General features: G+C 53.9%; 22 protein-coding genes and 1 pseudogene. 7 read left to right on the top strand and 16 right to left on the bottom strand.

What is annotated here, in order from left to right; translation table 11 throughout:
• Window positions 1-374: 374 nt before the first annotated feature.
• The 4 genes from ACR0JB_RS07780 to ACR0JB_RS07765 form a co-directional block, all read right to left on the bottom strand.
• Window positions 375-1046 (bottom strand): nucleoside/nucleotide kinase family protein, encoded by a 672-nt coding sequence (locus ACR0JB_RS07780; RefSeq protein ID WP_170394491.1) that lies wholly within the window; start codon window positions 1044-1046, stop codon window positions 375-377.
• Window positions 1043-1825, bottom strand: a complete 783-nt coding sequence (locus tag ACR0JB_RS07775) for an ATP-binding cassette domain-containing protein (protein WP_170351257.1) — start codon at window positions 1823-1825, stop codon at window positions 1043-1045. The genes ACR0JB_RS07780 and ACR0JB_RS07775 overlap by 4 nt, the downstream gene beginning before the upstream one ends.
• Entirely contained in the window at window positions 1825-2895 is a 1071-nt protein-coding gene (locus ACR0JB_RS07770; RefSeq protein WP_170351258.1) for an ABC transporter permease, read from the bottom strand. The genes ACR0JB_RS07775 and ACR0JB_RS07770 overlap by 1 nt, the downstream gene beginning before the upstream one ends.
• 118 nt (window positions 2896-3013) lie before the next feature.
• Window positions 3014-3988, bottom strand: coding sequence for a sugar ABC transporter substrate-binding protein (locus tag ACR0JB_RS07765; protein ID WP_254428641.1), 975 nt, complete (start codon window positions 3986-3988; stop codon window positions 3014-3016).
• Between the two features lie 231 nt (window positions 3989-4219).
• On the opposite strand from ACR0JB_RS07765, the gene ACR0JB_RS07760 reads away from it, so the two are divergent.
• Window positions 4220-5419 (top strand): ROK family transcriptional regulator, encoded by a 1200-nt coding sequence (locus ACR0JB_RS07760; protein WP_170351260.1) that lies wholly within the window; start codon window positions 4220-4222, stop codon window positions 5417-5419.
• A 254-nt stretch (window positions 5420-5673) separates the two neighbouring features.
• Here ACR0JB_RS07760 and ACR0JB_RS07755 read toward each other — a convergent pair whose 3' ends face one another.
• The 4 genes and pseudogenes from ACR0JB_RS07755 to ACR0JB_RS07740 all read right to left on the bottom strand — a co-directional run bounded on the left by ACR0JB_RS07755 (window position 5674) and on the right by ACR0JB_RS07740 (window position 7704).
• A complete protein-coding gene (locus ACR0JB_RS07755) occupies window positions 5674-6363 on the bottom strand; it encodes an NAD(P)H-dependent flavin oxidoreductase (RefSeq protein ID WP_170506114.1) in 690 nt (229 codons plus the stop codon).
• Between the two features lie 38 nt (window positions 6364-6401).
• Window positions 6402-6641 (bottom strand): annotated as a pseudogene (locus ACR0JB_RS07750) (nitronate monooxygenase); the annotation flags it as partial.
• Between the two features lie 207 nt (window positions 6642-6848).
• Window positions 6849-7475, bottom strand: coding sequence for a dioxygenase family protein (locus ACR0JB_RS07745; protein ID WP_170394486.1), 627 nt, complete (start codon window positions 7473-7475; stop codon window positions 6849-6851).
• Between the two features lie 49 nt (window positions 7476-7524).
• Complete coding sequence (locus ACR0JB_RS07740) at window positions 7525-7704, bottom strand: hypothetical protein (protein ID WP_170394483.1); 180 nt, start codon at window positions 7702-7704, stop codon at window positions 7525-7527.
• A 7-nt stretch (window positions 7705-7711) separates the two neighbouring features.
• Between ACR0JB_RS07740 and ACR0JB_RS07735 the strand changes: the two genes are divergently transcribed.
• Both ACR0JB_RS07735 and ACR0JB_RS07730 read left to right on the top strand, forming a co-directional pair.
• Window positions 7712-7966 carry a LysR substrate-binding domain-containing protein gene (locus tag ACR0JB_RS07735; RefSeq protein WP_170394481.1) on the top strand — a complete coding sequence of 85 codons (255 nt, stop codon included), beginning with the start codon at window positions 7712-7714 and terminating at the stop codon, window positions 7964-7966.
• A gap of 322 nt (window positions 7967-8288) precedes the next feature.
• Window positions 8289-8888, top strand: a complete 600-nt coding sequence (locus ACR0JB_RS07730) for a substrate binding domain-containing protein (RefSeq protein ID WP_170394478.1) — start codon at window positions 8289-8291, stop codon at window positions 8886-8888.
• 184 nt (window positions 8889-9072) lie between these two features.
• Here the strand turns inward: ACR0JB_RS07730 and ACR0JB_RS07725 are convergent, their stop codons facing one another.
• Window positions 9073-9948, bottom strand: a complete 876-nt coding sequence (locus tag ACR0JB_RS07725; RefSeq protein ID WP_480789801.1) for an aminotransferase class IV — start codon at window positions 9946-9948, stop codon at window positions 9073-9075.
• Window positions 9949-9959: 11 nt separating this feature from the next.
• The gene (locus ACR0JB_RS07720) at window positions 9960-11435 is read right to left on the bottom strand and encodes an N-acyl-D-amino-acid deacylase family protein (protein ID WP_480789800.1); all 1476 of its coding nucleotides are present in this window, start codon (window positions 11433-11435) and stop codon (window positions 9960-9962) included.
• 252 nt (window positions 11436-11687) lie between these two features.
• Between ACR0JB_RS07720 and ACR0JB_RS07715 the strand changes: the two genes are divergently transcribed.
• Entirely contained in the window at window positions 11688-12188 is a 501-nt protein-coding gene (locus ACR0JB_RS07715) for a methyltransferase family protein (protein WP_170394469.1), read from the top strand.
• A 135-nt stretch (window positions 12189-12323) separates the two neighbouring features.
• On the opposite strand, the gene ACR0JB_RS07710 is transcribed toward ACR0JB_RS07715, so the two are convergent.
• The 3 genes from ACR0JB_RS07710 to ACR0JB_RS07700 all read right to left on the bottom strand — a co-directional run bounded on the left by ACR0JB_RS07710 (window position 12324) and on the right by ACR0JB_RS07700 (window position 14718).
• Window positions 12324-13232, bottom strand: a complete 909-nt coding sequence (locus tag ACR0JB_RS07710; protein ID WP_170506120.1) for a sigma-70 family RNA polymerase sigma factor — start codon at window positions 13230-13232, stop codon at window positions 12324-12326.
• Window positions 13229-13690, bottom strand: a complete 462-nt coding sequence (locus ACR0JB_RS07705; protein ID WP_170506123.1) for a carboxymuconolactone decarboxylase family protein — start codon at window positions 13688-13690, stop codon at window positions 13229-13231. Before ACR0JB_RS07705 ends, ACR0JB_RS07710 begins: the two co-directional genes overlap by 4 nt.
• A 242-nt stretch (window positions 13691-13932) precedes the next feature.
• Window positions 13933-14718, bottom strand: a complete 786-nt coding sequence (locus ACR0JB_RS07700) for a helix-turn-helix domain-containing protein (protein ID WP_170506126.1) — start codon at window positions 14716-14718, stop codon at window positions 13933-13935.
• 105 nt (window positions 14719-14823) lie between these two features.
• Between ACR0JB_RS07700 and ACR0JB_RS07695 the strand changes: the two genes are divergently transcribed.
• On the top strand, window positions 14824-15231 hold the full coding sequence (locus tag ACR0JB_RS07695; protein WP_170394460.1) for a hypothetical protein: 408 nt from the start codon (window positions 14824-14826) through the stop codon (window positions 15229-15231).
• 78 nt (window positions 15232-15309) lie between these two features.
• Here ACR0JB_RS07695 and ACR0JB_RS07690 read toward each other — a convergent pair whose 3' ends face one another.
• The 3 genes from ACR0JB_RS07690 to ACR0JB_RS07680 are packed head-to-tail and all read right to left on the bottom strand — an operon-like array spanning window position 15310 to window position 17613.
• Window positions 15310-15687 (bottom strand): nuclear transport factor 2 family protein, encoded by a 378-nt coding sequence (locus ACR0JB_RS07690; protein ID WP_170394457.1) that lies wholly within the window; start codon window positions 15685-15687, stop codon window positions 15310-15312.
• Window positions 15671-16663, bottom strand: a complete 993-nt coding sequence (locus ACR0JB_RS07685) for a DMT family transporter (RefSeq protein ID WP_170394454.1) — start codon at window positions 16661-16663, stop codon at window positions 15671-15673. Before ACR0JB_RS07685 ends, ACR0JB_RS07690 begins: the two co-directional genes overlap by 17 nt.
• Window positions 16663-17613: a glutathione S-transferase family protein gene (locus ACR0JB_RS07680; protein ID WP_170577854.1), complete on the bottom strand. Its 951-nt coding sequence runs from the start codon at window positions 17611-17613 to the stop codon at window positions 16663-16665. The genes ACR0JB_RS07685 and ACR0JB_RS07680 overlap by 1 nt, the downstream gene beginning before the upstream one ends.
• A 112-nt stretch (window positions 17614-17725) precedes the next feature.
• Here ACR0JB_RS07680 and ACR0JB_RS07675 point away from each other — a divergent pair, with 112 nt between their 5' ends.
• A complete protein-coding gene (locus ACR0JB_RS07675) occupies window positions 17726-18649 on the top strand; it encodes a LysR family transcriptional regulator (protein ID WP_170394447.1) in 924 nt (307 codons plus the stop codon).
• A 367-nt stretch (window positions 18650-19016) separates the two neighbouring features.
• Window positions 19017-19772 carry an SDR family oxidoreductase gene (locus ACR0JB_RS07670; RefSeq protein ID WP_170577872.1) on the top strand — a complete coding sequence of 252 codons (756 nt, stop codon included), beginning with the start codon at window positions 19017-19019 and terminating at the stop codon, window positions 19770-19772.
• Window positions 19773-20073: the final 301 nt, after the last annotated feature.

Genomic DNA, 20073 nt, shown 5'->3' with positions numbered 1-20073 from the left:
GAGCAATATCAAATACTTAGCGACTCTTATTTTTGAGATTCTGGAATTCGCGAGATTCTGGCTAAACTATTGGGAAACAGCTTTTCGATTACCTTGCAGAGAATGGTCGGCGAACCACCAATATCTCGATCAGTACGAACGCAATACTAGCTGTCTGGCTTTGTAGCTTTTTGTTCCGCTGTCATGAACTGACCTTTCATTGGGCCATAACCATCGGCCAATGATTAGGTCACGTCGCTTTGTAACACGGGTAATCGGTTAAATAGCCGCAACGCGTATCTGTAGCAGGTCGCAAATGGGATGATGTTAATTGAACTAAAAAACGCCAGGACGAGTTAGTATCAACGGATCGCTTCTGCGTCGGTTGAGCCGGATCAAAACGCGTAACGCATACCGAATTCGGTGTAATTCTGGTTCAATGTCAGATCGGCTTTCCTGCTCTCTCTGATGACAAGTTCAGCATTGGGCAGATCATTCGTTGTGGCGCGTTGCAGCGCGGATTTTGGGTCAAAGCCATGCTTGATCCAGCGGCTTTGCAGCCTGCATTTAAGCTCCTCTAAAGTTGGGCTGACAAATACTGTTGCGGCATAGACATCTGCCAATGTTCTCCACGGGTCGCTATTCATCAGAAGGTAGTTTCCCTCAACGACGATAGTCGGAGTTTCTGGGTGAACAGCAATCGCGCCTGCAATGGCCAGATCCATTTGGCGGTCGAATTTGGGGTGAAAGGACTCATGTCGCGCCGACTGCAGTCCTCTGATTGCCTTGCAAAACCCAACTCCGTCGAAGGTTTCTGGTGTCCCTTTTTTATCCAACAAACTACGCGTCTCAAGTACCCGATTGTCCAGATGATAGCCGTCCATGGGTACCAGCGTGGCTAACGGAACCGCAGAACTCTGATGTGCATTCAGTGATTGCACAACGTTATCTGCCAGCGTCGACTTGCCGGATGCAGGGGGGCCGGCGATTGCGACAATCGTCCGAACCCCAACTTGCCTCCGGGACGAGATCAGGTCGCAAACGCGCATTATGTCCTGCCCGATCACGCGGCGTCCTCTTTCGGGGGCTCTTTGGCACCAGTCATGAAGGCCACGGCATCGGACATTGTGTAGTCCTTGGGATCGATTGTGCAGAGCCTTTTGCCCAGCCGGTGCACATGGATGCGATCGGCGACTTCGAAGACATGCGGCATGTTGTGGCTGATAAGTATGATCGGAATGCCACGCGCGCGCACATCCTGGATGAGTTCGAGAACTTTCCGGCTCTCTTTCACCCCCAGTGCAGCCGTTGGTTCGTCCATGATGATGAACTTGGTCGCAAAAGCTGCGGCGCGCGCAACGGCAACACCTTGGCGCTGACCGCCCGACAGTGTCTCAACCGCTTGATTGATCGACTGAACGGTCATGAGGCCAAGCTCGGTCAGTTTTTCACGGGCGAACTTTTCCATGGCGGGTCGGTCAAGTTGACGCAGATATTGTCCCATGAAGCCCTGTTTGCGGATCTCACGACCCATGAACATATTGTCCGCGATTGACAGAGCGGGCGACATGGCAAGTTGTTGATAGACGATCTCGATCCCCATGTTCCGGGCGTCGATCGGAGAGGTAAAGTTAACCTTCTTGCCTTCGATGAGGATTTCGCCCTCATCCGGGATCGTGGCTCCGCAGATCGCTTTGACGATGGATGATTTTCCGGCGCCGTTGTCCCCAATGACCGCAAGGATTTCTCCCTGACGCAATTCAAAATCGGAATGGTCGATGGCGGTGACGTGGCCATAGCGCTTCACGATTCCGCGGCCTTGGACGATTGGTGTTGTGTCTGACATTAGCCCGAAACCTTTCTAATCCACTGGTCGACTGCGACCGCTGCGATGATGAGGAGACCGATGAGCAGGAAGGTCCACTGCGCATCTGCGCCCAAGAGCCTCAGCCCAAGAGTAAACACGCCAACGATCAGTGCTCCGAACAACGATCCCAGAATGGATCCCCGCCCGCCGAACAGTGAGATGCCACCGATCACAACCGCGGTGATACTTTCGATGTTGGCCAGTTGGCCAGAAGTTGGAGAGACTGAGCCGATGCGGCCGATCAGAGCCCAGCCGGCGAAGGCGCAGATCAGTCCGGAGAGCATATAAACTGACATCAAGGTCTTGTGGACATTGACACCGGACAGTTCGGCCGCTTCTGGATCGTCGCCCACCGCATAGACATGACGGCCCCAAGCTGTGTGTTTGAGTGCATAGGCCAGCACAAAAATCAAGACGAGCATGAATATGACGCCAACTGTAAAAGTCGCTCCACCGATGCTAAATTTTGTGCCGAAAAACTGAAGGAAGGGGGCGTTTGCCTCTATGTCCTGACTACGAATGGTCTCGTTTGCGGAATACAGGAAATTGGTTGCCAGAACGATCTGCCACATTCCAAGTGTGACAATAAAAGGGGGGAGTTTAACGCGGCTGACAAGCCAACCGTTGAGGGCTCCGATCATCGTTCCGACAGCCAGACCGCACATGACGGCTAATGGCACAGGAATGCCATATCGGAAGGTGAACTGACCCATGATAACTGAAGAAAAAACCATGATCGCACCGACACTCAGATCGATGCCAGCGGTCAGAATAACAAGGCTCTGTGCTGCTGCCACGATGCCGACGATCTGAACCTGTTGAAGGATCAAGGTCATAGCGAAAGGCGAGAAAAATTTTGAACCCAATAGCAGCCCAAAAACCAACATCGCTCCGACTAAGACAATAAGTGGCACAAAGGACGGATTGACATGGAGAAGGTGCTGCAACTTCCCCAGTGCGCCGCGCCGGTGATCCTCAAACTCCGCGACGGTTTCCGCCCTGCTTGCTGCGGCTTCAAATTCCGGGGTGCCTTGGTTTGTTTCAGACATATCTCACCCTTTCGTGGCTTGCATTGGGGTCACGAGATCAGTTTACAGGAAGTATCGGATTGCTGGTTAAAGCAATGGTGAGGCGCTCATATGAGCGCCTCACCAAATGGGCTTGTACTTAGCCCCAGCAGAGTTCCAGGCCCTCTGCGACTGAAATCGATTCAACACCATCGGCGGGTTGATCAGTAATCAGCGCCACACCGGTATCATAGAAGTCTTTTCCAGGTGTGTTTTCAGGCTTCACGCCTTCGTCTGCCCATTTCTTTACGGCTTCAACACCAAGCGAAGCCATCAGCAAGGGGTATTGCTGGCTTGTGGCGCCGATTACACCGGCCTGAACGTTTTGTACGCCGGGACACCCGCCATCGACTGAAACGATCAGAACATCGTTTTCACGTCCAATGGATTTCAGGGCCTCGTAAGCGCCCGCCGCTGCCGGTTCATTGATCGTATGCACAACGTTGATCGTCGAGTCCTTGGCCAGAAGATTTTCCATGGCGCGGCGCCCGCCTTCTTCGTTGCCGTCGGTCACGTCACTACCAACCAGCCGCGCGTCCGTTTCGTCGCCAATGACATTGGGATCAGCCAAGTCCACTCCGAATCCGTCAAGGAAGCCCTGATTGCGCAGAACGTCTACTGTTGGCTGGCTGACATTCAGATCAAGCGTCGCGATTTTTGCGTCCGCTGCAGCGTCACCCATTTTGGCCTTTGCCCATTGCCCGATCAACAGTCCGGCCTTGTAGTTATCCGTTGCGAAAGTTGCATCAGCTGAATCGATCGGGCTGAGCGGTGTGTCCAGCGCAATAACCAAAAGTCCTGCATCCCGCGCTTGTTGGACCGCTGGAACAATCGAGCTCGTGTCCGATGCCGTTAGTAGAATTCCCTTTGCACCGTCGAGGATGCAAGTTTCAATGGCCTGAACCTGAGTTTCGTGGTCGCCGTCAATTTTACCAGCAAAGGCTTTCAACGTCATGCCAAGCTCTTCAGCCTTGGCCGTCGCGCCTTCTTTCATTTTTACAAAGAAGGGATTGGTGTCAGTCTTCGTGATCAGGCAGACGGTTTCTCCGGCTGCCTGAGCAGAGGCCGCTGCCATCGTGAGCACAGTCGCAGATGCGGCAATCTTGAATAGATTTCTCATATTTGTCCTCCCAGAAATATTTGTTGCCCCGAGCGGCGTACCAACGAGGCCTACCTCCATCCTCTAATGAAGGTCTCATTCAAGAAACTGTGATTCTGGTCTCTCTGTCAATAAATAAATAAAGTTTATTTATTAATTTGATCGACCGCCTTTCCATAGTAAAACAAGGTGGTTATGTTTTGAGTTATGGAGAAAGACGCGCTGAGAATGCTGACAGGAGGCGTAAGTCAAAGCGGTGTTCGAGACCACAACGAACGTCTGATTTTGACAGTTTTACAACGGCATGGGCCTACGGCGGGTGCTGACGTTGCGCGGTTGACAGGTCTGTCTCCACAGACCGTTTCAATCATTTTGCGCAAGCTCGAAAAAGACCAGATTCTCAAACGCGGAGCCCCGTTGCGAGGAAAAGTTGGGAAGCCCTCGATCCCAATGGAGTTAAACCCGGAAGGCATCTTGTCAGTCGGGATGAAGATAGGGCGACGCAGTGCCGATCTGCTTTTGATCGACTTTACAGGCAGGCCGCGCCGCCAACTTTCCACAACCTATGATTATCCGTTGCCAGAGGCCGTTTTCGGGTTTTTGGATTCTGGCTTAGAAACGCTACTGGCTCACGAACCGCAAAGGCTTCGTGATCGCGTATGCGGGATTGGAATCGGCACACCGTTCGAACTTTGGAAATGGCACGACCTGTCTGGGCTTGCCGCCAAGAAGTTTAGTTCTTGGAAAAACGTTAACTTCTTCTCGGAGGTCGCCAAGTTCAGCGACTTGCCGGTTTTTGTAGTCAACGACGCGACCGCTGCGTGTCACGCGGAGCATCTATATGGTCGTGGGGCTGAGTATCGCGATTATTTTTATTTCTTCATTGGGTCAATGATCGGCGGCGGAGTCGCGTTGAACGGCACCGTGTTTGAGGGCAACCAAGGCAATGCTGGTGCCTTGGGCGCGATGCGCACGACGGGCCCATTGGGTGAAAGCCAGCAACTGATCGACACCGCCTCACTGTTTCTGCTTGAGGACAGGTTGATCGAAGGGGGCGTCGACCCCGCGATTCTCTGGAAGAAGCCGCAGGACTGGACCAGCATCACAAGGTATGTCGAGCCGTGGATTGGAGCGACTGCGCAGGAGTTGGCCAAGGCTTCTCTTTCAATTTGTGCCGTCATCGACTTCGAGGCCATTTTCATCGACGGGGCGTTTCCGCCGGACGTAAGAGAAGAGTTGGTGGCAAGGGTTCGGCGCTATCTGGTCAACCAGGACAAACGCGGTCTTATCCCTCCGGTCGTGGAAGCCGCAGCAGTCGGAGAAAACGCCCGTGGCATTGGGGCGGCAAGCAGCCCAATTTTTCGCCAGTTCCTACTAAACACCAATGCAGGCCTTTCTGGGATGTAGCAGCAGTTCGTCGTCAAATTTCCTAATCAGGAAAGAGTCGCGGATTCTGCTCAGGGTGACGGCTTTTGAGCGGCCGCTTTGGCGCAGCTGTAGTGCAGCATCAAATATAGTAGCGGAGGACCTTTATGGGCCGAACCCAGTCCCTTTTTTCAATTGATTTGAGTAGCGCTTTTCATTTCTTGAACAAGGCTCTCCATCAGATGCGCTGCACTCATTTCTCTATTCAAAGAAGCGGCTTGTCCGTAGAGCAGGAACTAATTGTTCAAATCGTCAAGGGCGATGCCGTGTTTCTTGATCGGGCTACTGTAATTGTACATCAGCGGAAATTCGGGGAGTATTGGTCGCCCTTCAGCCATTTGGATTGAAAACGGCGTTTTACGAGCGCGACAGGGGCGACCGGAGAAAGCACGGGACAAGTGCGTGTCCGTATCTTTGGCAGACAACAACGCTTTTCGATGCACTTTTGTGATGGGTGCCTTTGTGCAAGTCAGAAATGCGGTTCCCATCCATACCGCATCTGCACCCAATACTCGGCAGGCCGCAATTCCTCGACCGTCACCGATACCTCCTGCGGCTGCGACCAAACAATCGACCGAGTCACAAATCTGCGGAACCAGTGCAAATGTACCAACTCCGACCTCTTCGAAATTAGTTTCGAAAGAACCTCTATGTCCTCCGGCCGCCCAACCTTGGGCAACAACCACATCGACACCGGTTTTTTCCAATGCGATTGCTTCGCTCACCATCGTGGCGGTGGCTGCCACGACAATACCAGCGCCTTTCAAGGCCTCAACAACCTGGGTCGGCGGGCACCCGAAGTGAAAGCTAACCATGGCAGGCGTTTCGGAAACGAGGAGCGCAAGCTTGTCGGTGTCAAAGGTTTCTGCCTCAGTATCTGAAGTGTTTGTGGGCATCTCCAAACCGAGCCGCTGATAAAACGGCAAAACGAGTGAACGCGCTGTTCGTCGAGCACAGGATCAAAGGTTGGAGCCTCATGTAGAAAGAAATTGAGGTTGAACGGTTTATCGGTCGCCGCCTTCATCTCAGATATTCTTTGCTCCAGTTCGTTGATCGACATTTCGGCACACCCCAGCGAACCCAGCCCGCCAGCATTGCTTACGGCCGACGCCAGAGGGACCAGCGGTTTTTGAAGGATCATCGGGGCCTGAACGATTGGATATTCGATACCAAGAAGTTCGGTGAATCTCGACTCAGTCTGTATACGGATCTCCTCTGTTTACAGATGAGTATCATGGAGTGGACTTCATCGAAGCGCTTTTCAGTGGCACTATGATTTCGAGAAATCTTTTTTCTTCTGCCAGTTGAATATGTTGCGCCGCTTTTGACGTCGACTCCCAACCCAATTAAATGAGCCGAGTGTGCCTTATGTCATAGGCGCGCAAATATCTGCCGCTTTTAGCCGGAACCTTCAAACCTGCAGGTTGATTTCAGTTTCGATTCCGGAGTCCGTTTCAACAAAAAACATCGAAACACTTTCAGCTTGTTCGTCTGAAAGGCGTCGGTAAAGGCTATCGCGTTTGTTTTCGGGCTCATCGGCCACATAGAATTGCGTTGTGAGCAGTTCGGTATCGCCATCAAGGACTTTTACGTGGATATGGGGCGTACGGCCCGGATACTTACCGGGCTTGATCGTGCGGAAACTGTAGCGGCCATCCTCGTCAGTGAGATCATGACCAAAACCCTGAAAGCCCCGATCATAGACCACATTGCGGCCGTCTCCTGGATGGAGGTATTTTCCGTTGAGATCGCATTGCCAGATTTCAATCCTGTGTCCTGACCGAGGCGCGCCATTTCTGTCTGTGATGCGACCCTTCAGTGTGATCACTTCTCCGCCGGCTTCTTCCACGAGCCCCATGACCTTGACCAGATCGTTGTCCACATCCGGCATCCGCATGGAAGGCGTTGGATAGAATGGCCCTTCGGTGGCGCGGGGCGTCATTCCTGTTGCGTCAGCCCGGCGCAAAAAGAAGACCCCTCCGGTTACAGCGGCAAATCCGGTCAAAAGGTTGCGACGCGTGGATTTACTGGCTTTCATGTCTGGCTCCTCTCGGACTAATTCAGTCAGTATTCGGCCACCTGCCTTATCAGAACATACTGTTCCCGTGGGCGAAGTCCTCGGCAGCCGGAATCTCTTGTACAATATCCCAATGCTCCACGATCTTGCCTTCGTCATCGTGATACTCAATCTGGATCACCGCATTGCCCCAATCGGCATATTCCACCAGCGCCATGGTCAGATCACTGTCAGAGATTGTCTGATGCACAGTAACATTGCCAGCGCTTGTCACAGTGAATGACGCGGACACAGTGCATCATCTAATCCAAGAAGGGTTCGGGATTGGACAAGCGCCGAAATATCGTTTTCTAGACGACTTGGAAGATGGTCGTCTTGTGGAAGTTTTACCGGATACACCGCCATCCCCAACCCCGCTGGCTGCATTTTACCCACAAAATCGACAACTCTCCCCGCGCGTCCGGGTTTTCCTCGATTGGGTTATTCGCATTTTCGACAAGGTCGCGCTTTGACCAAGTGTCCAGGGCCGTCCTCTCGACATTGCAAAGTCAGCTTTCTGCGCATCGCAAACCTTCGCGAAAATCCAAGAATCCTTAGGAAGGCCCTTTGCGGGATTGAGTAACGCAAAGGGCCATAGCCGCAACGGCTACGTTAAAAACTGATTGAATTCATCGCTAAGGCAGACAATCGCGCTGCGCAAAACTATGGGCAAACTACGTAAACTTATGGGGTGCGCGAAGCGTTATGCGAAAACCTACAGAGACTTTGTAGGTCTGTGCATGGTCCAGTCTGGTAAAGCGATTCCGGAGGGGCATTTTCGAATAACAGCGCCAGTTGATTACGGCACGCTGCATCTCGCTCCGCTATTGGCGCAGTTTGTTTCAGGACAACTCAGGTGTCACGATTGATCTTCACCTCAGCGATGATCGACTTGACCCGGTTGAACACCACTTTGACCATGGCTTCCATGTCGGATGGCCGAGTGACTCGTCAAATCAAATGCGCAAAGTCGGGACGTTTGAGGAATGGGTGGTTGCGTCACCCGGATTGGCTCAAAGTGCCACTGAGCCAAATGACCTTGCTGGACTTTCTTTCATTGCTTCCGCCGCGCTCAAAAATGCGACCACGTGGCGATTTTCGAAAGGTAGCAAGGTTCAGGGCATTACCGTCACCTCGTCTTTCAAACTCAACACATCCCCAGCGATAAGCAGAGCCATCGCCGCTGGCGCGTGTTTCTCGATATTGCCGAATTTTCTTGTCTATGACGATGTGGCCGCGGGCCGACTGGTCCGCCTCCTGCCGGATTGGTCGCTCCGCTCAGGCGGCATCTACGCAATGACGCCCCCAACAAAGCACAAGCCACTCGCCATACGGACCATCATTGAAGTGGTTGCGACTTATCATCAGGCAGGACTTGGTCAAACCTCCGGATAAGTATCCTCAGTGGTTGCAGACCTTGAGGTGATTGCCTTCAACAGCAGGTCTAGTTGAGTAATCCGCGTGTTCGCGTGCCCTTTTTTGCAATTGTGGCGAATGGCTGGTTTGGAGAGGCCGCACCGCAGTGTTGGAGACAGCGATAAATGTCTCTTATGGGTCGCGAACGCCTAGCTGTTGCTATCTATTGAAGACTGGCGCGGTTGTGTCGGAAGGAGGCGCGCACGGCTTTGAGATATTCGCGGCGCAGCAAGGTTGTAACAGTGCCCGTCTCACCGTCACCTATTTGTCGGCCATCGACTTCGGGCACCGGCTGAACATAGCTGGAAGCGCCTGTGGCAAAAGCTTCATCCGCCCTGAAGACGTCGTCTAGCGTATAGGTGGCATCGACCACTTTCAGCCCCAGGTCGTCGGCAACGCGTAGTATGGTCTGGCGGGTGATCCCTGGCAGAATATCACGGCTGAGGGGGCGGGCGTAGATGCAGCCATTTCTTACGATGAAAAACGACATTGCCCCGCATTCTGTCACTGTGCCATCGGGAGCAATCATCAGCGCCTCATCCGCACCGGCCTTGCGGGCAATTTCTTTCGCCAGAACCTGACCTAACAAGTTGCTGGTCTTGATATCTCGTCGTGCCCAGCGAATATCCGGTGCGCTGGCCAGTCGCAGAGGTTGCGGCGGATCGGTGGCCAGCCCCCCGTGCAGCGGCTGGGTGAAGGCAAAAACGTTGGGTGACAGGCCGCCGGGGTAAAGATAATCGCGATCATGCGCGCCACGGGTGACGTGCAGATAGAGAAACGCTTCCTCCACCCCGTTGCGCGCAATCAGCCCCATCAGCCCGTCATATAACGCACCCTCGCTCATCGGTGGCCGCATTTCCAACTCGCCCAACGACCGGTTCAGACGCTGCATATGGTAATGGAAATCGATGATCTGCCCGTCCAGAATGCCAAAGCCTTCATATACAGCGTCAGCAAACAGCAGGCCCCGATCAAAGATAGGCAATTGCGCTTTTTCCTCGGGCATATATGTCCCATTCAGCCAGACTGTTCTGCTCATGTTTTTCCCCGTTATTGTTTGTGGTTGTTCAGGAAGCGACCTGCGCGCGTGTGGGTCTGGTGCCCCTGAGAAAGGGTGACCTGCCCGTTTACAAAAACGTAATGAATGCCTTTGGCGGGCTGCTCTGGAGCGTCGAAAACAGCCAGATCCGAGATTGTCTCTGCATCAAACAGTACAAGGTCGGCCTTTTTCCCGACTGCAATTTCTCCGCGATTGGTCAGGCCGAACTTTGCTGCAGTCAGGCCGGTCATCTTGTGCACTGCCTGTGCCAGCGAGAACAATTTCAGATCCCGGGTGTAATGCCCTAAGACCCGTGGAAACGTGCCCCAAAGCCGAGGATGCGGTTTTTCAGTGCCAGGCAGCCCGTCCGATCCGATCATTGACGCCGGGTGTTGTAGGATCCGCTGTACATCCTCTTCGTCCATGTCGAAATAGATAGCGCCAGCGGGTTTCAACTTTGTACAGGCTTCTTCCCGCGACACTCCCCATTCTGCAGCAATGTCATCAAGCATCCGCCCTCCAACCTCCGGGTGCGGGGCGGACCAGATGACAATCACATCTTTGGCGGCATCAATGAATCGCTCCATCAGTGCAGAAGACGAGGCGGTATAGGGGTAGACATCCATGGCGACCTCTGCTTTCGCGCGGGCCGCGTCGATCATGGCAAGAGTTGTTTTGCTTTTACCGAAATTGCGAGAGCCTGCGCATTTGTGGTGCGACAGGATCAGGGGAACATCGGCGCGTTGCCCGGTGGTCAGGGCTTCTTTGATGGCTTCGATCACGCCGTCACCTTCATCCCGAACATGGGTTGTGTAAACGGTGTTCGGGTGGTGACGTAGCACCCGTGCCAACGTCACAACTTCTTCCATCGGGGCCGCCAGCGCGGCGGGATAGTCCAATCCACTGGAAAGCCCGGCCGCGCCCTCGGACAGCGCCTTATCAAGCAATTCTGCCATTCGGTTGATTTCTGCATTGGTCGCGGCACGCTCCAAATCCGGCCCCATTACGGTGGCACGTAGTGATGAATGCCCGGCCAGCAGTCGCACATTGACGGCGGGCGCTTCATCTTTGATCGCGCGTCGATACTCGGTGACGGTTTCAAAGCTGATTGACTGCACGTCCGGAGTGGCATTGAACGGGTCTGGCAGATCTTCCTGCACCCTGAATGGAGCGGCGCTGATCCCGCAATTCCCGGCAACAACAGTGGTAACACCCTGTGTCACCTTGAATGGCATATCCGGGGTGCGTAGAAGCGCCCAGTCGTCATGAGTATGTGCGTCAATGAAACCTGGGGCGAGGCACAGGCCTGTCGAGTCAATTTCCACCTGCGCACGAATACCGTCCAGTGGCCCGACACCGACAATTTCGTCTCCTGATACTGCCACATCTGCATTGCGGATGGGGCCACCGGTACCGTCAATTACCGAGGCATTGCGGATCAGAAGGTCACATTCTTCCAACGTAGTTTTTCGAGTACTTCCTGGCATGGCGACCCGTCCCAGTTTTCCCCAGACTATTGCCAATCGCGCCGCAAAGGTGGTTTCAAATGAACAATTTCTGGTCGCAAATAAGCAAATACCTCTGACAATACACCATCCAACCTCGACAATTTTTGAGAGGTTGCAAGTGGTTCTGGTTCTGATCCAAGGATTTACTATAGCCAATCCGACGTTGCACTGGGTCTGGTTGCGAAGAATACGATCGACAAGCTGTGGTAAGATCCCTCTATGTTTTGGCGCATGACTAAAGCGGTACTTATCCTTCCGGGTACAGCACTGATCTACATCCCGATTTTGATCCAATGTTTCAGCGACCAATGGCCATTTGGTGTGAGTGTGGGAACGCGTCTGCATTGGGCTGTGGCAGCGATGTTGGCTGTCCCCGCGCTTGCCTTGGCCGCGAACACGATGAAACTGTTTGTTCTTGAGGGATACGGAACTCCTGCACCGTGGGATCCACCTCAAAGATTTGTGGTCAGTGGACCTTACCGCTATGTGCGCAACCCCATGCTTTCATCGGTTATTCTAATGATACTGGCGGAAGCAGTGGCAATTAGCAGCCCATTTCTGTTGGGTTGGGCGATAGTGTTCTTTCTCCTCAACACACTTTACTTCAAATTCGTAGAGGAGCCGGGGCTGGAACGACGCTTTGGCGAGGACTACCTGCGGTACAAGGCGAAGGTGCCGCGATGGGTTCCCATGTTTAGGCCGTATGAGCCCTCAGGCGCGAACGACAATTGAATAGCAGGTTTTCCCGCGACGTGTGAGTTTGCTTATGACTTGATTTCGCTGTTTCCGCGAATGACTGCAACGATGAGCCGCACCGCGGCATCACGACACCTGAGCGCGTGCCCGCTTTGGGCCGATGTAGTCATCCTAGTCAGATAGGCCGCCATTGATGGGAGTGTGTCCGTCGAAAGACAGATGACGAGTCTTTTCTGGATTACGCACGACGTAGATCGCTGTGATCATCCCACTTTCTATCTCTAACGACGTGGTTTGCAAAATGTCCCCCGTTTCGTGGCTGAGGATCGAAGGCAGATTGTTCAGGTGGCAGAATTGCCATTGCTGGGCAGGTTGATCAGTGTATTTACGCGCCAGTCCAGACAATAACCGCATCACTTTGTCTCGGCCCAAAATCGGATTGAGTGTCGCCAATACTTTGCCGCCGCCATCCGAAACAAATCTTACGTCTTGCGCAAGTAATTTGGCGAGAACGTCGGTGTCGCCGCTTTTGGCGGCCATGAAAAATGCCTTCGCGATGGCTTCGCCTTGTTGCGGCTCAACCTGCGTTCGAGGTTTGTTGCGCTGCACATGTTTCCGAGCTCTGCTAACAAGCTGGCGGCAGGATTCAGGTGTGCGTTCCAATGCCTGTGCCAATTCGTCATATGATTGCTCGAATACATCGTGGAGCAGAAAGGCTGCCCGCTCGAGAGGTGTCAGCCGCTCCAGCGCCAGAAGGAGTGCCACCGAGACGTCACGATCCAGTCGCTCGGTGGCATCATCTGTGATCAGTGGTTCCGGCAACCATTCACCGGGATATGTTTCGCGTCGAGTATGCGCGGCCCGCATGTGATCCAAACATAGCCGCGTAACCGTTCGGATCAGAAACCCAGTCGCGTCCCGCACGCTAGCATGATCAACCTTCTGCCAACGCAAAAATGCATCCTGTACTACATCCTCTGCGTCACTAACAGTGCCCAGCATTCGATAGGCGACCGCGAACAAGCGCGGTCGCAGATCGACAAATGTTTGGTCGTTTTCGAGTGAAGTTATATGACTCATTCGACCGTGGCCTCCTTGGCGGCAGGATGTGGCGTTGCAAACCCAATAGCAATGCGGTTCCAGGCGTTGATCGTTGTCACTACCAGCGTCAGGGCGATTTTTTCCTGATCTGAAAACTGAGCGGCCATCTCATCATAGGTGTGATCCGGTGCACCATTCTGCTCGATGCGGGTCAGCGTTTCAGCCCAGGCAAGAGCGGCGCGTTCACGCTCGGAATAAAGAGACGACTCTCGCCACGCATTCAGCAAGTGAAGCCTGTCTTCACTCTCGTCCTGCGCACGCGCGTCATGGGTGTGCATATGAATGCAGAAAGCGCAGCCATTGATCTGCGACACGCGCAATTTTACTAATTCGATGAGACTGTGCTCAAGGCCCGCTGTTTTGAGGCATTCCTCCATGTCGAGCATTGGCTGCATCAGTTGCGGGGCAACGGCGAAATGGTTGAGACGGGATTGCATGAGGTGCTCCTGTATTCGGGTGTATAGAAACAGGACGCGGCAGGTGTGGAGTTTGTGACATGGGTGCGCAATTTTCACTAGCATTTCGCGAAAGTTTTTCTCGAGAGGTTACGCAGTCCGACGAGATCAACCAACAAAACCGGCAAATGCAGAGGTAACCGCGTGGAAGAGGTAGCAAGTATCGAGACAACTTCAAATTGTTAGGCCAACTAGGCAAATTCCGACCGTTTGGAAACACAAAGTCAGCTTGATATCGGCAGTTGGAGACTCTGTGGCTGACTGGTGAGCGCCGTCAGCAAGACATCGCTCTGTTCATCAGACGGGAAGAACAATTCAATTTTTAGATCGTCGAGTGTTTCGTCGGCTACAGTGCTGAACTGCGCTATCGTTCCGAACATCGAAAGGCGATGTCCTGCAAATCGATAGACCGTGGGAATGGATGGCCCCACTATTGCGTCACTTGGTGCATGCGCGTGCGCCGCCAGTTCTCTTATCGCAACCTCCAAATCAGGTATGCCACCTGCCGCTGCACTTTCCGCGCGAAGGCGAAGCATAGTGTAATGCGCCACTTCAGGCCAGTTTTCAACGACCTGTGCCATCGTAGGGCCAGTCAGCAATTCGAGGAGGCTATTGCCTGCAGCCAATCCGAGAGGTGCAAACAGCACCGCAGCGGGACCGTTTAATTCTACAACCCGCCAAAGACGATCAAGCACCAGACCCGGGTAGGGGGCATGTCTTTCCAACGTCCATGTGACAGCGTTCCGAATGGGTTCCATCGCCGCATTGTCAAGCGGCGTCGCCGCATATCTCGGTGCGAAGCCGACGGCCCGCATCATCTGATTTCTGGCGTCAACGGGTACTTCCATAACCTCAGAAAGATGAACGATCATCTCGGGGCTGGGTCGGGAACGCCCGGTCTCCAGAAACGATATGTGTCGCGCACTGACGTCGGCCTCAACAGCTAGATCGAGCTGGCTCATCCGACGGCGCTTGCGCCATTCTTTCAATAGAACTGGGTAAGAAGTCATAAGGTAACCTTAAACAATCAATTGTCAGAGATCACTTACCTCTGAGGTAATTGCTTTGAATACTCCTGACCGCGCATGACAGATCAAGTGAATTAGGAGGAAAACATGACATCACAACAATCTGCCATGCGTCGTTCAGGATGGATCCTGATTGGAGCGGGAGCGCTTTTTGCTTTGGCAGGGTTATCGATACTGCATCCCGTCGCCCACCTTTTCCTTAAGGTTGCCTATTGGCCGATGCAGGAGGTTGCGCCCGACATGGCGATACCGTCGCCATTGCTATTGGCCATCACCGGTGGGCTGACCGCCGGGCTCGGCGGAATGTCATGGGCATTAGGTACATATGTTGCGCCAATTTCCCCGGATGCGGCTCAAAGAGTAACCTGGGTTGCAACATGGTCCTGGTTTTGCACCGATAGCACTTTCTCAATCCTGGTTGGTGCGCCGTTCAATGCGGTGCTTAACCTGACATTTCTGGTCCTACTTCTGGCTTCTTGTCGAAACCGTCGTTGATTGAACTGAATACGGTATGGTGGTTTGTAGCGGCTTTGAGGGAGTCGAAGCCGCTTATCTGTACCACCATCAATCCCTCTAGAGCCCTGAAATATCCACGTAGACTACGTAGTCAGCCACTTTTCCCTCTTGCAGGCCAAGTCGTGTGGCGAAGGGGACTTCATGCTCGCTGCTGTCCTTGCGTGTATAGTGGACCGTGCCGTCGCAAAACACAGTGCTACCACTGGACCATATGCCGGTTATCGTATGACGCATGGCGGCGATGGTCTGAAAGAAACATTCGTTGGCATGTTCAACAGGCCCGCGCCCGTTGATCGGGTCGAAATTCCCGAGGCAAAATGTAACGTCCTCTGTCAAATAGCTAACGACGTCGCAGGCGTTCATTGCGTCGACGGCCGCATAGAGTCCGGCAACCAGTGGTGCATGGGGCGAATTGTGTTCATTGGCAATCTGCATCTTTGTTCTCCTTGGCGGGTGATTGAAAACTTGTGACGTTCAGCGGCGCTTCGGCCTGCGTTTTGGACGGAAGGCGCAGGAAGTGGGCGAGGCGGATGTGCCCATTGGTTATGGCCAACCCAAGAAACAGCACCGCGAGCACCGCGACCAATGTGAGGTGTATTGGTTCGTCAAAGGCCAGAGCCCCGAAGCCAATGCCGAAAAGAGTGGCGAAATATCCGACCTGAGCAAATCCGACGCCATCGGTGCGCCGCTGGACTTCGAAAGTCAGCACATAGCTGAGTGCGGTGATCAGTCCGATCCCGGTTAACGCGGCAATCGGTCCAGGACCTGGCATCGAACCGGGCGCGATCTGACCACTTACAATGATCGGAAGACCGATCAGCAACAGTTGAAGCCCCAGTGTTCCGGCCGCCAGCGCTATGGGATCAGCACCCTGCGGGTAGGCCCGACTGCGAAAGACATTGCCCATTGCCAGCAGGATAGGACCCGCCAGCGCAGCGGTGATCCAGCGCGGCGCAACGCCCGACAGGTCAAAGCCGCTATGGGTGGCAAAGCTGATGCCGACCAACCCGATCAGGATTCCGATCAGCCGGTATGACGGTAACATTCTCTTTTCGACCAAGGCCGTGATCGCGAAAGTGAAAAGCGGCGACAGTGTAACCAGCGCAGAGTAGAAGCCGGTCGAGACGTAGCCTAGTACTGTAAAGCCGATCAATGCAGGACCGCTGATGCCCAAAATCCCCGCCCCCAAGTAGTAGAACAGGTACTTGCGATGCAGTGGCGGGCGGTTACCGGTGATCGCAACGATGGTGAATAGAACAACGCTCGCGACCAGAAGTTGCCAGAACAAAGCTTGCTGTGGCGCGCTACCTGCTATGGCCACATATTTGGACAATGTAAAACTGACCCCAACCAGCGCACCGATCGCGATGATCAGGGCAGTCGGCGGAAGGCCTGTGGCAAAGCGGGGCATCACGCGGCACCCTTTGTCAGATCTGCAATGAAATTCGTCGACTCCGGCCCGATCGGGATGATGCCACTCGGGTTGATGTGGCGGTGGCTGAGAAAATAGTGGGCGCGGATATGCTGCAAATCGATGGTTTCAGCGACGCCCGATATACTTGATACGTCCGTCAGATAACGCGAAAGGGCCGGATAATCCGAGATCCGTTTCCAGTCGATCTTGAAATGAGTCACATAGACAGGATCGAACCGCAGAAGCGTCGGAAAGAGCTTCAGGTCAACCTCTGTCGGCACCGCTCCAGCCAGGTATCGCCGCGTCATCAGCACTGCTTCTACGGTATCCAGCCCTGCATAAAGCTGATGGATCGCCTCGTCATATGCTTCCTGCGTGGTGGCAAAACCGACGCGATAGACACCGTTGCGAATGGGGGCCTGGATCAATTCAGCCAGCCGATTGATCTCAGCGGCGAACTCGGTTGGATAGAGGTCCGGAATGGCCGCGTCGACGAAGGCAGTGTCGATCATCCGCATGATGTCGGCGGATTCGGCGCTGATGATCTGACCGCTTTGCTTGTCTAACAGCACCGGGACCGAAATCGCGCCGGTATAAGAGGGCACAGCGCGTTGGTAGACCTGATAGAGGTAATGATCACGTGGCACACCGGCGGACTCGTCAAAGTCGGATTGGTTGATGACCCAACCGTCCTCAGACATCACCGAGTCCATCCAGGTTATGCTAATTACCTCGCGCAGCCCCTTGAGTGCCAATACCAGGTCGACACCATGACACCATGGGCAGGCCTTGGACAAATAGAGGTGATAGCGGCCAGACGCGGTCGGAAAGTCTGCCTCAGCGTCCGAACTGATCCAGCCACGAAAGGAACTGGGCAACCGGTGAAAGCGCCCGTCGGATTGCGTTGGCTTGTCGCGCAGAATTCCGTTGATGAGCATTTTGGGCATGGCCGTCTCCATCCAACATGTGTTGAGGACGACCTAATGTGTTTCCAAGGACATGATAATTGGCTATCAGGTTTACATTAGGGTGAGAAAAAGTTGACTATACGAGAGAAAAATGATCGAAATCGGCGCTATCCCCGTATTTGTAGCTGTGGCTGAATGCGGTGGTTTTGCTGCAGCTGCGCGGCGATTGGGGATCACCAAATCAGCCGTCAGCAAACGGATTGGCGTACTGGAAGCGCATCTTGGCACCCAACTGTTTCATCGCTCGACGCGCAGCATCTCACTGACCGAAGCCGGTGAAATCTACCTGACGCATGCAATACAGGCGCTTGGATCGGCGCAGGAGGCGGAAGACGCGGTTGCGGCCGTTCAGGGTCACCCGGTCGGACACCTGAAGATCAGTGCGCCCATGTCCTTTGGACGGCTGCATATTGCTCCGATGCTCACCGAGTTTCTGACCACTTATCCTGATATCACACTGGACCTGACTATGGATGACCGGGTCGTTGATCTGGTCGATGCGGGGTTGGACATGGCCGTTCGGGCCGGCACCCTGCCTGACTCTGCCATGATCGCGCGTCGGCTGGCGCCTATCCACAGTGTTCTTGTCGCCGCGCCGGATTATCTATTGCGGCGGGGTAATCCACAGCAACCTGAAGACTTACTGACGCACAACTGCCTTCACTATGCCTATTCACGCGATCCGATGGAGTGGGTGCTGCATGGACCACATGGTGAACTGCGGGTACGCACCAAAGGCACTCTGCGCATCAACAATAGCGAGACGCTTTGCGCTGCCTTGCTTGACGGACTTGGTATTGGGCGGTTGCCGACCTTTGTGGCGGGTGCTCATTTGGCCACCAGCGATCTGGTCCGGGTCTTGCCGGATTACGCATTTCCGGAACAGGCGCTTTATGCCGTATTCCCCGAGCGACGCCATATGCCAATGAAAGTTCGCGCCTTTGTGGACTTCCTCGCCAAACGGATCGGGAAGGACAGACCGTTCTGGGATGCCGAAGCGAGGCTTGATGCCTAAAGTTGCCGTCATTGATTATCGCGATCGTTACGCTTGGCGCAAAAAGCGACTTAGCACGCGCGGTAATTTACTTCTATTGCGGTTCAGGAGGCATCGGCCCGTGAGCCTGATCAAAAAGTGATAGGCGCGTGTTATTGGCCAACACTGATGAGGCCAGAGATCGCACGGGAAGGGGGGGATTGGCATCGTTTAGAGCAAAACACCGAATGCTGCGGGACCCGCAAATGACAATTTCCGTTTGAAGGTTGTCTGCCGACCCGATTCTTGCTCATTCAATATTGGCCGCCCAACAAGCACAGGAAACGGATCGCTCAGCACGGATGTTCTTTCTTAACTGACTGGCATGCAGAAACTGAAAGGCATGACCATGGAACTGAAAGACAAAACAATCATCATCAGCGGGGCGAGCAGCGGAATCGGTGCAGCCGCAGCGCTTTTGTTTGCATCAGAAGGGGCAAACGTCGTTTTGGGCGCGCGTAGAGAGGCGCGGCTGAAATCAATTGTTGGGCATATAGAGCAAAGCAATGGGCGCGCCGTTTATCTGGCAGGTGATGTTCGCGATGAGGCATTTGCCAAGGGCCTGGTTGACTTGGCAGAACAACGGTTTGGTGGCCTCGATGGCGCATTCAACAATGCAGGCATTGTGGGTGATATGAGTCCAATTCCGGAAATGGAACTAAGCAACTGGCAGTCTGTCCTTGCAACCAACCTTACCAGTGCGTTCCTTGCGGCCAATGCCCAACTTCCCGCTTTGCAAAGACGTGGCCGTGGGTCAATCGTCTTTACGGGAACATTTGTTGGCTTCAGCAACGGCGGCATGCCGGGCATGGCGGCCTATGCTGCATCGAAAGCAGGACTGATAGGATTTACTCAATCGTTGGCATCGGATCATGCGGCGCAAGGCATTCGCGTCAATACAATTCTGCCGGGTGGAACAAAGACAGACATGGCCGGTGATGATCCAACGGCGCATAAATTGATTGCTGGTTTGCATCCCCTTAAACGCATGGCCGAACCGAACGAGATTGCTCAATCTGCTTTGTTCTTGCTGTCGGACCGAGCAAGCTTTGTGACCGGCTCTCCGTTAGCTGTTGATGGTGGTATGGCGATACGATTGCTTTGAATATCTGCTGTTGGTCGCTTCATGGCCAACGGCAGTTTCGTCCACGTCTCGGTCTTTTGATTCTTTGAAATGCTGCGTGGTCGATCAAAACCAGCTTCAGGGAAATGTGTCGCAGCAATAGACGATGACGTCGAAGTCGGCAATTGGCCGTCCACAACATCGGCTTTTCGGGCGGGCGGATCAAATGCCTGGCCGTCGCATGATTACTCCGAGCCCGTCTGTTCAATTCGTCGAATTGCATTAAAAGACCTGCCTGCTATCAGGCTACGCAGGCACTTGGATCACTGGCGAGTGGCGACGG

Source organism: Ruegeria sp. BI7, assembly GCF_056537925.1.
The sequence above is the reverse complement of the archived record's forward strand: the minus strand, read 5'-3'. Positions and strand labels throughout refer to the sequence as shown.